Origin of the sequence: Quadrisphaera setariae, from assembly GCF_008041935.1 — a bacterium.
GTDB lineage: Bacteria > Actinomycetota > Actinomycetes > Actinomycetales > Quadrisphaeraceae > Quadrisphaera > Quadrisphaera setariae.
This window is the reverse complement of record NZ_VKAC01000002.1, coordinates 343,001-356,709: the sequence shown is the minus strand read 5'-3', so window position 1 is coordinate 356,709 and position 13,709 is coordinate 343,001. Positions and strand designations below refer to the sequence as shown.

The following is a 13,709-nucleotide window of genomic DNA, read 5'->3' as shown; positions in this document are numbered from 1 at the left end:
ACAGCCGATCAGAGGAACAGGACCGCCGCCAGCCCGAGCGCGCAGCAGGCGACGACGACGCCCAGCAGGGCCGCGAACGCCGCGGCGCCCACCAGGCCCGCAGCGAGGGCTCCGGAAGCGAGGGCGGGCACCTGCTGGTCCGCGCCACCGGTCGCGGCGGCTGCGGCGGAGCGCCCGGCGCGCAGACCGGTCACGAGGAGCACCAGGGAGACCAGGGGGTTCACGTCGACCATCCCGTCGAGGAGGCGGAGGACCGAGGGGAAGGCGGCCCGTCCACCAGGGAGCCGACGACGAGCGGCTGGCGCAAGACGTGCGGGGCCGAGCGGGTGACCACGAGGTCGCCCGCTCGGCCCTGGGACCGGCGTGTCCTCCGGTCAGTGCTCGCCGCTCGGAGGCGCCGGCGGCGAAGGCGCCTCAGGGGCGGCCGGCGGCTGGGGAGCCTGGTGGGCGGTGCGCGGCGCAGCGGTGCCGCGGGTCTCCGGGGTGCTGCGCTCGGCCTCGCGCGTGGCCCCCTCAGCCTCCTGGCGGGCGGCGCGCAGCGCGATGGTGGGGTCCTCGAGCTGGGTGTCGCCGAACACGTCAGCTGCCGGCTCGGCGGCAGGACGCTCGCGCTTCGGGCGGACCTGGGCGGCCCATCCGGCGTCGGGGGCGCCGTCACGGCCGCCGAGCGCCGACCCGATGCCGCGCAGCGCCTCGGTGAGCTCGGCGGGGATGACCCAGGTGGTGTTGCCCTGGCCCTCGGCCAGCTTGGGCAGCGTCTGCAGGTACATGTAGGCGAGCAGGCCCGGGTCGGGCTCGCCGCGGTGGATCGCGTCGAAGACCTGCTGGATGGCGCGGGCCTCGCCCTGCGCCTTGAGGATCGCGGCCTGGGCCGCGCCCTCGGCACGCAGCACGGCGGACTGCTTCTCGCCCTCGGCGGTGAGGATCTGGCTCTGCTTGGAGCCCTCTGCGGTGAGGATGGCCGCGCGGCGGTTCCGCTCGGCGCGCATCTGCTGCTCCATGGAGTCCTGCACGGACGCCGGCGGGTCGATCGCCTTGAGCTCGACGCGGTTGACGCGGATGCCCCAGCGGCCGGTGGCTTCGTCGAGCACGCCGCGCAGCTGGCCGTTGATCTGGTCGCGGCTGGTGAGCGTCTGCTCGAGGTCGAGCGAGCCGATGACGTTGCGCAGCGTGGTGACGGTGAGCTGCTCGATGCCCTGGATGTAGTTGGCGATCTCGTAGACCGCCGCCCGCGGGTCGGTGGGCTGGAAGTAGATGACGGTGTCGATGTTCACCACGAGGTTGTCGGAGGTGATCACCGGCTGCGGCGGGAACGTCACCACCTGCTCGCGCAGGTCGACGCGGGCGCGCACCCTGTCGATGAAGGGGACCAGCACGTGCAGGCCCGCCTCGAGCGTGCGCGAGTACCGACCCAGGCGCTCCACGATGAGCGAGGACGCCTGGGGCACGATCCTCACCGCCCTGACCACCGTGATGACCACGAAGACCAGCAGCAGGACGAGGACGACGGTCAGCAGGAAGCCTGTGGGGTCCACGGGTCAGCCCTCCGGGGTGCGGGGTGCCGACGGCGCGGAGCCGGCGGCGGGGTCGCTGGGTGTCTGGGACGCGGAGGCGGCCGCCACGACAGCGGTGGCGCCGTCGATGGCGACGACGCGGACGGTGGTCCCCGCGGGGAAGCTGGCGCCGGGGACGTCGGTGCGCGCCGACCACTCCTCGCCGGCCAGCTTCACGCGGCCGCCCAGCTCGGTCACCTCTGCGACGACGCGGGCGGCGCGGCCCACGTTCGCCGCGGTGCCGGTGGCAGTGAAGCGGCCCTCCACCTTGAAGCGCTTGACGAGCACCGGCCGCACCACGGCGAGGCCGACGAGCGAGACGACGCTGGCGGTGATGGCCTGCACGGTGAAGTCACCGCCGAGCAGAGCCGCGAGCGCACCGGCGAGAGCACCGACCACGAGGGTGCCGAAGACGAGGTTGAGCGCGAACACCTCGAGGCCGGCCAGGACGAAGGCCCCGATCACCCACCACAGCGCCGCCATGGACCGACCCTAGGCGGAGGGGGTGACACCCGGCGAGGGGGCGTCACCCGTGAGGGACCTGGGAGCGGCGGGGGTCGCCCGACCGGGCTCGTCCGCGTCCCGCCGTCAGCCGATGGCGCGAGCGGTGAACCGCTGGCCGACGCGCTCCACCGCGAGCGGCAGGCCGAACGCGGTGGACAGCGGCCCGTCGCGCAGCACCTCGCCCACAGGGCCGGCCGCCACCACCTTGCCGCCGCGCAGCAGCAGCGCGTGGGTGGTGCCCACCGGCACCTCCTCCACGTGGTGGGTGACGAGCACGCTCGTGGGGGCGGTCGGGTCGGCCGCGAAGCGGGACAGGCGGCGGAGCAGGTCCTCGCGGGCGCCCAGGTCCAGGCCGGCGGCGGGCTCGTCCAGGAGCAGCAGCTCGGGGTCGGTCATGAGGGCGCGGGCGATGAGCACCCGGCCGCGCTCACCGCTGGAGAGCGTGCCGAACCTGCGGTCGCGCAGGCCGTGCACGCCCATCACGGACAGCAGCGCGGAGGCGCGGGCGTGGTCGGCGGCGTCGTACTGCTCCCGCCAGCGGCCGACCATCCCGTAGGCGGCGGTGACGACGACGTCGCGGACCCGCTCCTGGCGGGAGACCTGCTCGGACAGGTTGCCGCTGGCCAGGCCGATGCGGGGCCTCAGCTCGAAGACGTCGACCCGCCCCAGCTGCTCGCCCAGCACGCTGACCGTGCCGCGGGTGGGGTGCATGCGGGTCGCCGCGATCTGCAGGAGCGTGGTCTTGCCGGCGCCGTTGGGGCCGAGCACCACCCAGCGCTCCCCCTCGCCGATGCGCCAGTCGACCCCCGAGACGAGCTCCGAGCCTCCTCGGACAACCGTCACCTGCTCCATCGCGAGGACCTCGACCACGGCGACGACCCTAGTCGGCGCCTACGGTGTCTCGGTGCTGCACCTCCCTCGCTCGGCGCGCCTCGCTGCCTGGGGCACCGCCGTCCTCAACGGCCGGGCCGCGCCGGGCACCGGCATCGCGGCGGTCACCGGCTCCGACGAGCCCCACGACGTCACCGGGGGCGACCCGCTGCCGGGATGGGGGGACGCCGGCCGGACCAGCTCGGGGAGCGCCCCCGGTGACGTCGGGGCCGTGGCCCTGGCGCAGCTGTTCGCGGGGCTCGCGACCGCCGGCGCCCGCAGCCTGCGCGTGGCGCTGCCGGCCCCGGGGGACCCAGCGGGGCTGCCCGGCCCGGCCGGGTTCTCCGCCGAGGCCGTCGAGGCCGGCGAGGCGGTGCTCGTCGACGACGAGCTGCTCCTGGTCGACGGCGTCGGGCGCGTCGGGCTGGTGCCGGAGGTGAGCTGGTTCGGGTCCGCGTGGGAGCCGGGCGCCGACGTCACCTGGCGGGTCTTCCCCACGTGGTCGCCGAAGGCGCCCGACGGCACCACCCTCGCCGACGCCGACAGGTCGCTGCGCGCGGGCCTGACCGAGGCCACGCGGGTGCTCGCCGGGCTCGACGTGGCCCGCTGGCGCGACGACGCCGCCGACAGGATCACCGCCGTCCGGGAGGGGGCGCTGGCCACGTCGGAGCTGCCGCCGGGCTGCCCCGACCGGGCCGTGCGCGTGGTCGCCTCGGCGGCGCGCGTGCGCGCCATCGTGGAGCTGGCCACCGAGGACGACGGCGCCGCCGTCTCCAGCAGCGAGGCCCTCGCGCGGGCGCGCTCGCTGCGCGAGGTCGACGGCGTGGCCCGCCGGGCGCTCGCCGTCGCCGTCAACGCGGCCGCCGCCGAGCTCTCGGGGACGGCCCCCCGCCCGTAGCACCAGCCCGACCACCGGCACCGGGACCGCCCGGTGCCGGTGGACCGGAGCCGTCAGCCCGCGAGGGCGGCGCGGTAGACGGCGAGCGTGCGCTCGCCGATGGCGTCCCAGCCGAACTCGGCCACGGCGCGGCGGCGCCCCGCCTCGCCGCGGCGGCGGGCCTCGGCGGGGTCGGAGGTGGCAGCCGTGAGCGCGGCGGCGAGGTCGGCCTCGTACTTCGCCGGGTCGATGGGTCGGCCGGTGCCGTCCTGCACCTGCTCGATGGGCACGAGCCAGCCGGTCTCGCCGTCGGCGACGACCTCCGGGATGCCGCCGGTGGCGCTGGCGACCACGGCCGCGCCGCAGGCCATCGCCTCGAGGTTGACGATGCCGAGCGGCTCGTAGACGGACGGGCACACGAACACCGTGGCCGCCGAGAGCAGTCGGACGACGTCGGTGCGCGGCAGCATCCTGTCGATGAGGACGACGCCGGAGCGGGTGGCCTTGAGGTCGGCGACGAGGCCGGCGACCTCGGCGGCGATCTCGGGGGTGTCGGGGGCGCCGGCGGCGAGCACGAGCTGCACCTCGGGCGGCAGCTGGGCGGCGGCGCGCAGCAGGTGCGGCAGCCCCTTCTGGCGCGTGGTGCGCCCGACGAAGACCACGCTCGGCTGGTCGGGGTCGACCCCGAGGGCGCGCACGGCGTCGTGGGCCTCGGGCGAGTCGTCGCGGCTCCAGGCGTCGGCGTCGATGCCGTTGTGCACCACGTGCACGCGCGCGGGGTCGAGGGTGGGGTAGCAGCGCAGGATGTCGGCGCGCATCCCGGCGGAGACGGCGATGACGGCGGCGGCGCCCTCGTAGGCGGTCTTCTCCGCCCAGCTGCTCAGCGCGTACCCGCCTCCGAGCTGCTCGGCCTTCCAGGGGCGCAGCGGCTCGAGGGAGTGGGCGGTCACCACGTGGGGGACCCCGGCCAGCAGGCCGGAGACGTGGCCGGCGAGGTTGGCGTACCAGGTGTGCGAGTGCACCAGGTCGGTGCCGCCGGCGCTGTCCGCACCACCCGCGTCGGCGGTCACGGCCGCCGCCATCGACAGGTCCACGCCCAGCACCCGCAGGGCCGCGTTGGCGCCGTCCAGCTCGGCCAGCTCGGGGTGGCTCGTCGTCCCCGCCTCGTGGCGGTCCGCGGCGGTGCCCCAGGCGCGCACGCGCACGTCGAGCGGCGCACCCCCGGGGCCGTCGGGGTGCAGCTGGCGGAGCACGCGCACCAGCTCGGCGACGTGCACCCCCGCGCCGCCGTAGATGTCCGGCGGGTACTCGCGGGTGAGGACGTCGACGCGCATGGGCGGAACCTAGACCCTGGCGACCTCCCGGGGCACGCGGCAGGTGTCCCGCAGGCGTCCCGCCCCCCTCGCGCGGACGGCCGTCCGGGGGACCCCGCACGACGCGGCGCGCCATCGCGCACACCGGGGTGCCCGCGCCGTGACCAGCGCACTAGGGTCTGCCGCATGGCAACGAAGGTGATGGCCATCGTCCTGGCCGGCGGCGAGGGGAAGCGGCTCATGCCGCTGACCGCAGACCGCGCGAAGCCGGCCGTCCCCTTCGGCGGGACGTACCGGCTGGTGGACTTCGCCCTGTCCAACCTCGTGAACTCGCGCTACCTCAAGTCGGTGGTGCTCACGCAGTACAAGAGCCACAGCCTCGACCGCCACATCACCATGACGTGGCGCATGTCGACGATGCTCGGCAACTACGTGACGCCGGTGCCCGCGCAGCAGCGCCGCGGTCCGCACTGGTACCTCGGCAGCGCCGACGCGATCTACCAGAACCTCAACCTCATCAACGACGAGCGTCCCGACATCGTCGTGGTGGTCGGCGCCGACAACATCTACCGGATGGACTTCTCGGCCATGGTCGAGAGCCACATCGCCTCCGGGGCGGCCGCCACGGTCGCGGCCATCCGCCAGCCCATCGCCCTGGCCGACCAGTTCGGCGTCATCGACGTCGACCCGTCCGACCGGCGCAAGATCCGAGCGTTCCTGGAGAAGCCGAAGGACCCGCAGGGCCTGCCGGACTCCCCCGGCGAGGTGCTCGCGTCGATGGGCAACTACGTCTTCGACGCGAAGGCGCTCACCGAGGCCGTCACGAAGGACGCCACCCGCGAGGGCTCGCGCCACGACATGGGCGGCGACATCGTCCCGTGGTTCGTGGAGCAGGGCCGCGCCGGCGTGTACGACTTCAAGGACAACGACGTCCCCGGCTCCACCCCGCGCGACAAGGACTACTGGCGCGACGTGGGGACGCTGGACAGCTACTACGAGGCCCACATGGACCTCATCTCGGTGCACCCGGTGTTCAACCTCTACAACTACGAGTGGCCGATCTACAGCCAGCAGCCGCCGCTGCCGCCGGCCAAGTTCGTCCACGGCTGGCAGGGCCGCATCGGGCACGCCATCAACTCGGTGGTGGGTCCGGGATCGGTGGTCTCCGGTGCGCTCGTGGAGGACTCGGTGCTGGCCGCCGGGGTGAACGTGCACTCGTGGGCGTCGGTCGACAGGTCGGTGCTCATGGACGGCGCGAAGGTCGGCCGCCACGCGGTGGTCCGCCGGGCCATCCTCGACAAGAACGTCGAGGTGCCCGAGGGCGCCACCGTCGGTGTGGACCCCGAGCGCGACCGCGCCCGCGGCTTCACGGTGACCGAGTCGGGCATCACCATCGTCGGCAAGCACCAGACGGTGGAGCCCTGAGCCAGCTGACCGCAGCTCTCACGGTCCCCGGCTGGGACGCCGACCCCCGCGTCGCGTCCTGGCCGGGGCTGCCGCCGCTCGACGGTGACGCGGTCGCCGACGCCTGCGTGGTCGGGCTCGGCGGCTCCGGGCTGGCGGCCGTCGAGGAGCTCGTCGAGCGCGGCCTCAGCGTGGTGGGCGTCGACGCCGGCCGCGTGGCCGCCGGTGCCGCGGGCCGCAACGGCGGGCTGCTGCTGGGCGGCACCGCCCCGTCCTTCCACGACGCCGTCCGCGACTGGGGCTCCGAGCCGGCGGCCTGGCTGTACCACCAGACCCTCGCCGAGCTCGACCACCTCCTCGATGTGCTGCCCGACGGCGTGGTCCGCCGCGCCGGCTCGCTGCGGCTGGCCGGCGGGGTGCACGTCGACGACGGCGAACGCGCCCGCGAACTCGCCGACTGCGCCGCGCAGGCCGCTGCCCTGCGCGAGCACAGGATCGCCGTCGAGGAGGTCTCGGGGCCGTACGGCCAGGGCCTGTTCCTGCCTGATGACGCCCAGGCGAACCCCGTGGTCCGCCACCTCGGGGTGCTCGCGCACGTGCAGCGCGCAGCCGGCGAGCAGGGGACCCCGCTCCAGCTGCACGAGCGCACGCACGTGCGGCTGGTCGTGCCCGGCCGTGTCGAGACCGACGACGGCGCGGTGAGCGCTGGCGTGGTCCTGGTGGCCGTGGACGGGCGGCTCGACGTCGTCCTCCCCCAGCTGGGCGGCGACGTGCCCCGCGTGCGCACGGCGCGGCTGCAGATGCTCGCGACCACGCCGCTGGACGGCGACGACGCAGCGCGGGTCCGCGAGCGCGTCCCCTGCGGCGTGTACGAGCGGTGGGGGTACGACTACGCCCAGCTCGACGACGGCCCGGCCGGGCTCCGCCTGCTCGTCGGTGGCGGCCGCGACGCCGACCGGGAAGCGGAGTGGACCACCTCCACCGAGCCGACGCCGGCCGTGCAGGCGCACGTCGAGCGGGTCGCCGAGCGGCTGCTGGGCCGGCGTCTGCACGAGAGGGAGGTGGCGCACCGCTGGGGCGCGTCCGTCGGGTACACCGCGCCGGAGGCCCAGGGGCGGGCGCTGTGCGGACTCGTCGACGACGGTGCTGCCGGTCAGGTGGCCGCGGTCGGCGGCTACTGCGGCACGGGCAACCTCGTGGGCGCCGTCGCGGGGCGCGCCGCCGTGCGGCTGCTCCTTGACGGCGATGAGCCGCCGCCCTGCTTCACCTCCCCCGCCAGCACCTCCGGCGCAGTCGGTGAGCATGGCCAGTAGGCCACCTCGGCGCCGCGCGGGGCCGACGCCGCCGCGCGCGCCCGACGTCGTCCTGCCCGACCTCGACGTCGCCGACCGCTCCGTGCTGCTGTCGGGCCGGTGGGACTGCGCCCTGGTCGACGGCGCGGAGCTGGCGCAGGCGCGGCTGGAGGGGCTGGTCGTGCTGGAGTCGTCCGTGGAGGACGCCGTGCTCGACGGGGCGCTGCTCGCCGGGGCGCGGGTCACGGGCAGCGGGTGGGAGCGCGTGTCGGCGGTCGCGGCCGACGCCGCGCGCACCCAGTGGGCCGATGTGGAGGTGACCGACGCTCGGCTGTCGGCGCTGCGGCTGGTGGGGGCGCGGCTGGACCGGGTGGTGCTGCGGCGCTGCCGGCTCGACGGAGCGGTGCTGCGCGATGCACAGCTCACCGACGTGCTGCTCGACGGGTGCGACCTGCGCGGCGCGGACCTCACGGGTGCCCAGCTGCGGCGCGTCTCGTTCGCGGGCAGCGACCTCACCGATGCCGACCTGGCGGGAGCGCGCTGCGACGACGTCGACCTGCGCGGCGCGACGCTGGAGGACCTGCGCGGGGCCGACGGGCTGCGCGGGTGCACCGTCGACGCGGTGCAGCTGGTGGCCCTGGCCCCGTCGCTGGCCGCTCACGTGGGCCTGCTCACCCTCTGACCTCCTCTCACCACCGGCACTCTCCCGCCGCAGTGCCGGTCAGGCAGCCCCACCACCGGCACTCTCCCGCGCCAGTGCCGGTCTGACGGCCCCACCACTGGCACTCCCCCGCGCCAGTGCCGGTCGACATGTGGGGCGCTCAGGGGGTGAGGGCGCCGGAGAGCAGGTGGTCAGCCGCCTCGCGGCTGCCCGCCAGCGCCAGCCGGCCGGACGCCAGCTCGGCGTCGAGGGTGGTGCGCCCCCACAGCAGGAGCAGCAGCGTGGGCGCGGATCCGGTCAGCTCCGCCACCGGCTCGGCTCCCCTGCCGATCACCGAGCACCCCGAGGCGCTCTCCAGCGCGAGCGCCCCCGGGAGCGCCGGGGTGCGCCCGAGCCGCACCTGCCGCGGGAGCATGACGTCGGCGACCTCCGCCACGCCGTCCGCGGCGACGTCGTCCTCCACCCACGCGGCCGGGTCGGGCGCAGCGCTCAGGCCAGCGGCCGAGAGCGCCGACTCGGCGTCCCAGCGGTGCAGCGCGGTCTCGTGCACCTGGCGCCGCGCCCAGAAGGCCGCGGTCGCGGGCGCCTCCGCGGCGGCGAACGTCCAGCAGGGCGCCGCCGGCGACGTCGAGGCCAGCGCCACCACGAGCTCGTCGGCGCCCTCGGCGAACCACGCGGGAACGGCGTCGTCGTCCTGCGGCCCCGGGAGCTCCTCACCGGGGGCGCCGTCCGGGGCGGTGGCCAGCGCCGCCCGCGCCCACCGGTGCACCCCGCCGGTGTGGCGGGCCAGGTCGGCCACCGTCCACCCCGGACAGCCGGGGACGACGACGGCGAGGGCCTCCGGCCGGAGGGCTGCGGCGAGCCGCCCGGCCTCCCGCTCGACCAGGGCCGCGGCGCGCGTCATCTCCACGCGCGGACGCTAGCGGCCGCAGCGGCGCCCGCGGCAGGCCCTGCCCTGCCAGCGGACGTGGAGATCCCGCCACGCTGCTCGTGACAGAGCGTTGACTCGTGAGCGATCGATCCGCTACGGTCCTGCCCAGGTCATGAGCGCCAGCGCCAAGCCCCGGCTCGCTGGCCGGCAACCCTGCTCGTCATGGGGTGCTCCGGGTGAAGACCAGGCGCGTGCCCACCGGCACGCGCAAGGACGACGACTTCGAGGAGCCGACGTGCACACGCACGCCCGACTGATGTGTCTGACCAGCGACGACTGTCGCTGGCGGCGCGCCTGACCGCAGGTCGCTGACCGCCGGGTCCTCCGGCAGCAGCACCCGCGGCCCCCGCTCGCCCCGACGCCGGGCGTGAGTGCGGGGCCCCTGCACCCGCGCGTCGCACCTCCGCGCGCCGCACCCGCGGCACATCCCTGCTCCCGCTCGCCGTCACTGTGAGTGACCGCCAGTGGGCGATGCCCCCTGCCCTGACCATCCCCCCACCACCCCGGAGGCCACGGTGATCGAGCCGTGATCGAGCTCAGGTCGCTCACGAAGACCTACGGCGAGGGCCAGCACGCCACCACCGTGCTGGACTCCCTCGACCTCACGGTCTCCCCCGGCGAGATCACCGCCGTCGTCGGTCCGTCCGGCGCCGGCAAGTCGACGCTCGCCGCCTGCACCACCCTGCTGGAGCGCCCGACGTCGGGCGCGGTCGTCGTGGGCGGCCGCGACCTCACCGCGCTGTCCGAGAAGGACCTGCGCGAGGCGCGCCGCGGCATCGGCACCGTGTTCCAGGCCGACGGCCTGCTCACCCGCCGCACCGCCGCGCAGAACGTCGAGCTGCCGCTCAAGCACCTCGGCGTGGTCCCCGCGCAGCGCAGGGCGCGCGTCGCCGAGCTGCTCGAGCGCGTGGGCCTGGCGGACAAGGCCCACCGCTACCCGCACGAGCTCTCCGGCGGGCAGCGCCAGCGCGTGGGCATCGCCCGCGCCCTCGCGCTGCGGCCGGGCGTGCTGCTGTCGGACGAGGCGACCTCGGGCCTGGACCCGCAGGCCACCGCGAGCATCGTGGCGCTGCTCAAGGAGCTCCGCGACGACCTGCAGCTGGCCGTCCTGTTCATCACGCACGAGATGGACACCGTCGTGGCGGTGGCCGACACCGTCGCCCGGCTCGACCACGGCCGCATCGTCGAGCACGGCGCCCTCGTCGACCTGCTGCACACCCCGGCGTCCCCGCTCGGCCGGGCGCTGCTGCCGCGCCGCGCCCACGCCGGCACCACCGAGCAGGGCGAACAGCGGTCGGTGTGGGTGGTCAGCCACGCCGGCAACCGCGTCCCCGCCGACTGGCTGGTCCGCGCCTCCCGCACGCTGGGCACCGACCTCGAGCTGCTGGGCGCGTCGCTGAGCACCGTCGCCGGGGTGGCCGTGGGCCACGCCGTCGTCGGGGCACCAGCGCACCTGGACGACGACGACGTCGAGGCCGCCCTCATCGGCCTCGGGCTGCACGCGCAGCGCGAGGAGTCCGACGCCGCAGAGCAGCGCGTCGCCGCGCAGACCCTGGAGGTCGTGGCATGAGCACCGTCCTGCTCTCCCCGGTGCTGGCCGCCACCAGCACCGACCTGACCTGGGCGGAGATCCCCGCCCTCGTGCTGCCGGCCCTCGGCGACACCCTCGTCATGGTCGGGGTGACGATGGCGGTCGTCGTCGTCCTCGGTGTGCCCCTGGGCGTGGCCCTGGACGCCCTCGGCCCCGGCGGCCTGACGCCGCGGCCCGTGCTGCACCGGGTGCTCTCCGCCGTGGTGAGCGTGGGCCGGTCGCTGCCGTTCCTCATCCTCATGGCCGCGCTCGTGCCGTTCACGCGGTTCGTCACCGGCACCAACATCGGCATCCCCGCCGCGGTGGTGCCGATGGCCCTGGCCGGCACGGCGTTCTTCAGCCGCATCGTGGAGAACTCCCTGCGGTCGGTGCCGCCGTCACTGGTCCGGGTGGCCCGCGCCTCCGGCGCCTCACCGCTGCAGGTGCTCACCAGCGTCAAGCTGGCCGAGGCCGTCCCGTCGATCCTCGGCGGCCTGACCATCAACACCATCGCGATGATCGAGTACTCGGCCATCGCAGGCACCATCGGCGCCGGCGGCATCGGCTACGTGGCCGTCACCTACGGGTACCAGCGCTTCGACCACAACGTGATGATCACCACGATCGTCGTGCTGGTCGCCCTCGTCGCCGCCGTCCAGGCGCTCGGCGACGCCGCCGTGCGCGCCACCACCCCCCACTCGCGCCGCCGCCTCCCGCGCCAGCGCCGCGCCGGCACGTCCGGCGCGACGTCCTCGTCGTCGTCCTCCACCGCCCAGACCAGCGCCAGCGCTTCTCCGAAGGAGCTCACCGATGTCCACCACTGAGACCCGTCCCTCCACCGGCGGCACCGAGAGCCACGGCTTCGAGGTCAAGCAGCGCAAGCGGTGGCCGTGGGTCGCCGGTGGGGCGGTGGCCGTGCTGGCCGTCGCGGCCGCCGTGGTGGTCCCCCGCCTCGGCGGCACCGAGACCGCCAACACCACCCCCGGCGCCACGCTCTACGTGGCCACCGCCGAGGGCAACGCCCGCGAGCAGGCGCTCATCGAGTACATCGCGAAGGACGTCGCCCCGGAGCACGGCATCACGATCGCGTTCAAGGCCCTGGCGGACTCGAACACCATCAACCGCGCCGTCAGCGACGGCGAGGTGGCCGGCACCGTCTACCAGCACAAGCTGTGGCTGGGGCAGGTGCTGCAGGCCAACCCCGACTTCAAGGAGGAGGCGGCCACCCCGGTCTTCCGGTGGGGCTTCGGGCTGTGGTCGGACAAGTACAAGACGCCCCAGGAGATCCCCCAGGGCGGCACGGTGTCGCTGTACTCCGACCCCGCCAACGAGGCGCAGGGCCTGTATGTGCTGCAGCAGGCCGGGCTCATCACCCTCAAGGACGGCGTGGACGTCGGCTCCGCGACCGTGGACGACATCGCGTCCAACCCGAAGGACCTGAAGTTCACGCTGCTCGACTTCGGCGCGCAGAGCAGGGCCCTGCCCGACCTCGACGCCGCCGTCGGCTACACCGAGTACTACCTCGCCGCCAAGATCCCGCTGGAGCAGCAGATCTTCGCGCCGACCCCGCCGGACGAGTTCGCGGGGCAGCTGACCATCGGCTCCACCTGGAAGGACTCCGACAACATCAAGAAGCTCGTCGCGACCTTCCAGGACCCGAAGGTGCAGGAGTTCCTCGCGAACGACCCGTCCGTGAAGGGCGTGCTGCTGCCGCTGGACGCCAGCTGACCCCTTCCCTCCTCCCAGCCGGGCGCCCGGTTGCGGTTCCTGGACCCTCCGGAACCGCAACCGGCCGCCCGGCCGCAGTTCCGGAGGGGACCTCCGGGGGCTGCGCCGCGCGGGACTCGTGCCTAGGGTCACGGGTGTGAGCGAGCAGACTCCCGAGCCCACCCCCGTCGACACCGAGGTCGTCAGCGCTCTGCGCGAGCGCTACCCCGTCCGCATCGGCGTCCAGGTCCAGCCGCAGCACTCCGACTACGCCGGCATCCGCCGCACCGTGGCCGCCGTCGAGGAGCTCGGCGTGGACGTCGCGTTCAACTGGGACCACTTCTACCCGCTGTACGGCGAGCCCGACGGCCTGCACTTCGAGTGCTGGAGCCTGCTCGCCGCCTGGGCGGAGGCCACCGAGCGGGTCGAGATCGGCGCGCTGGTGACCTGCAACAGCTATCGCAACCCCGAGCTCCTGGCCGACATGGCCCGCACGGTCGACCACATCTCCGCCAAGGGCGGCGAGGGCCGCCTCATCCTCGGCATCGGCTCCGGCTGGTTCGAGAAGGACTACGACGAGTACGGCTACGAGTTCGGCACCGCCGGCGGCCGCCTGGACCAGCTCGGTGAGGCGCTCCCCCGCATCGAGAGCCGTCTGAGCAAGCTCAACCCGGCGCCCACCCGCCACATCCCCGTGCTCATCGGCGGTGGCGGCGAGAAGAAGACGCTGCGCATGGTCGGCAAGCACGCCGACGCGTGGCACTCCTTCGGCGACGCCGAGACGTTCACCCGCAAGAGCGGGATCCTCGACAGGTGGGCACGCGAGGCCGGCCGCGAGCCGGTGGCCGTCGAGCGCAGCATCGGCGTGGAGGGCACCTCCGACCCGGCCGAGGCCGGCGAGGACCTGCTGGGCCGCGGGGCCACGCTGTTCACCATCGGCGCCGGCGGACCCGACTACGACTTCGGCCGCCTGCGCGACTGGCTCGCCTGGCGCGACGAGAAGAACGCCTGAGCCTCCCCCGTCCGT

At 75.0% G+C, this 13,709-nt stretch carries 14 protein-coding genes and 1 riboswitch; of the genes, 8 read left to right on the top strand and 6 right to left on the bottom strand.

What is annotated here, in order from left to right:
- Positions 1-8: 8 nt before the first annotated feature.
- From FMM08_RS04890 to FMM08_RS04875, 4 genes are all read right to left on the bottom strand, one after another.
- Entirely contained in the window at positions 9-224 is a 216-nt protein-coding gene (locus FMM08_RS04890) for a hypothetical protein (protein WP_187279543.1), read from the bottom strand.
- A gap of 150 nt (positions 225-374) precedes the next feature.
- Positions 375-1,535 carry an SPFH domain-containing protein gene (locus FMM08_RS04885; RefSeq protein WP_147925197.1) on the bottom strand — a complete coding sequence of 387 codons (1,161 nt, stop codon included), beginning with the start codon at positions 1,533-1,535 and terminating at the stop codon, positions 375-377.
- A gap of 3 nt (positions 1,536-1,538) precedes the next feature.
- On the bottom strand, positions 1,539-2,036 hold the full coding sequence (locus FMM08_RS04880; protein WP_147925196.1) for an NfeD family protein: 498 nt from the start codon (positions 2,034-2,036) through the stop codon (positions 1,539-1,541).
- 105 nt (positions 2,037-2,141) lie between these two features.
- On the bottom strand, positions 2,142-2,927 hold the full coding sequence (locus tag FMM08_RS04875) for an ABC transporter ATP-binding protein (protein ID WP_147925195.1): 786 nt from the start codon (positions 2,925-2,927) through the stop codon (positions 2,142-2,144).
- Positions 2,928-2,961: 34 nt separating this feature from the next.
- On the opposite strand from FMM08_RS04875, the gene FMM08_RS04870 reads away from it, so the two are divergent.
- Entirely contained in the window at positions 2,962-3,825 is an 864-nt protein-coding gene (locus tag FMM08_RS04870; protein WP_147925194.1) for an Rv1486c family protein, read from the top strand.
- 53 nt (positions 3,826-3,878) lie between these two features.
- Here FMM08_RS04870 and glgA read toward each other — a convergent pair whose 3' ends face one another.
- The gene (glgA, locus tag FMM08_RS04865) at positions 3,879-5,138 is read right to left on the bottom strand and encodes a glycogen synthase (protein ID WP_147925193.1); all 1,260 of its coding nucleotides are present in this window, start codon (positions 5,136-5,138) and stop codon (positions 3,879-3,881) included.
- Between glgA and glgC the strand changes: the two genes are divergently transcribed.
- From glgC to FMM08_RS04850, 3 genes are all read left to right on the top strand, one after another.
- Complete coding sequence (glgC, locus tag FMM08_RS04860; RefSeq protein ID WP_439653545.1) at positions 5,040-6,542, top strand: glucose-1-phosphate adenylyltransferase; 1,503 nt, start codon at positions 5,040-5,042, stop codon at positions 6,540-6,542. The two genes, glgA and glgC, sit on opposite strands and share 99 nt — an antisense overlap.
- A 107-nt stretch (positions 6,543-6,649) precedes the next feature.
- Positions 6,650-7,834: an NAD(P)/FAD-dependent oxidoreductase gene (locus tag FMM08_RS04855; RefSeq protein ID WP_222710410.1), complete on the top strand. Its 1,185-nt coding sequence runs from the start codon at positions 6,650-6,652 to the stop codon at positions 7,832-7,834.
- The gene (locus FMM08_RS04850; protein ID WP_187279542.1) at positions 7,824-8,495 is read left to right on the top strand and encodes a pentapeptide repeat-containing protein; all 672 of its coding nucleotides are present in this window, start codon (positions 7,824-7,826) and stop codon (positions 8,493-8,495) included. Before FMM08_RS04855 ends, FMM08_RS04850 begins: the two co-directional genes overlap by 11 nt.
- A gap of 139 nt (positions 8,496-8,634) precedes the next feature.
- Here the strand turns inward: FMM08_RS04850 and FMM08_RS04845 are convergent, their stop codons facing one another.
- Positions 8,635-9,378, bottom strand: a complete 744-nt coding sequence (locus FMM08_RS04845; protein ID WP_255472075.1) for a maleylpyruvate isomerase N-terminal domain-containing protein — start codon at positions 9,376-9,378, stop codon at positions 8,635-8,637.
- 135 nt (positions 9,379-9,513) lie between these two features.
- A riboswitch (SAM riboswitch) is annotated at positions 9,514-9,625 on the top strand.
- A gap of 306 nt (positions 9,626-9,931) precedes the next feature.
- Between FMM08_RS04845 and FMM08_RS04840 the strand changes: the two genes are divergently transcribed.
- From FMM08_RS04840 to FMM08_RS04825, 4 genes are all read left to right on the top strand, one after another.
- Positions 9,932-10,975: a methionine ABC transporter ATP-binding protein gene (locus tag FMM08_RS04840; RefSeq protein ID WP_147925189.1), complete on the top strand. Its 1,044-nt coding sequence runs from the start codon at positions 9,932-9,934 to the stop codon at positions 10,973-10,975.
- Positions 10,972-11,799: a methionine ABC transporter permease gene (locus FMM08_RS04835; protein ID WP_147925188.1), complete on the top strand. Its 828-nt coding sequence runs from the start codon at positions 10,972-10,974 to the stop codon at positions 11,797-11,799. Before FMM08_RS04840 ends, FMM08_RS04835 begins: the two co-directional genes overlap by 4 nt.
- Positions 11,786-12,703, top strand: coding sequence for a MetQ/NlpA family ABC transporter substrate-binding protein (locus tag FMM08_RS04830; RefSeq protein ID WP_147925187.1), 918 nt, complete (start codon positions 11,786-11,788; stop codon positions 12,701-12,703). The genes FMM08_RS04835 and FMM08_RS04830 overlap by 14 nt, the downstream gene beginning before the upstream one ends.
- Before the next feature lie 190 nt (positions 12,704-12,893).
- Positions 12,894-13,694 carry an LLM class F420-dependent oxidoreductase gene (locus tag FMM08_RS04825; protein ID WP_147925331.1) on the top strand — a complete coding sequence of 267 codons (801 nt, stop codon included), beginning with the start codon at positions 12,894-12,896 and terminating at the stop codon, positions 13,692-13,694.
- Positions 13,695-13,709 lie beyond the last annotated feature (15 nt).

What these genes read in the sequence shown, in the direction of transcription:
- FMM08_RS04880 (WP_147925196.1), bottom strand. Translation starts at nt 2,036, where the DNA reads ATGGCGGCGCTGTGGTGGGTGATCGGGGCCTTCGTCCTGGCCGGCCTC.
- glgA (WP_147925193.1), bottom strand. Translation starts at nt 5,138, where the DNA reads ATGCGCGTCGACGTCCTCACCCGCGAGTACCCGCCGGACATCTACGGC.
- FMM08_RS04850 (WP_187279542.1), top strand. Translation starts at nt 7,824, where the DNA reads ATGGCCAGTAGGCCACCTCGGCGCCGCGCGGGGCCGACGCCGCCGCGC.
- FMM08_RS04845 (WP_255472075.1), bottom strand. Translation starts at nt 9,378, where the DNA reads ATGACGCGCGCCGCGGCCCTGGTCGAGCGGGAGGCCGGGCGGCTCGCC.
- FMM08_RS04835 (WP_147925188.1), top strand. Translation starts at nt 10,972, where the DNA reads ATGAGCACCGTCCTGCTCTCCCCGGTGCTGGCCGCCACCAGCACCGAC.
- FMM08_RS04830 (WP_147925187.1), top strand. Translation starts at nt 11,786, where the DNA reads ATGTCCACCACTGAGACCCGTCCCTCCACCGGCGGCACCGAGAGCCAC.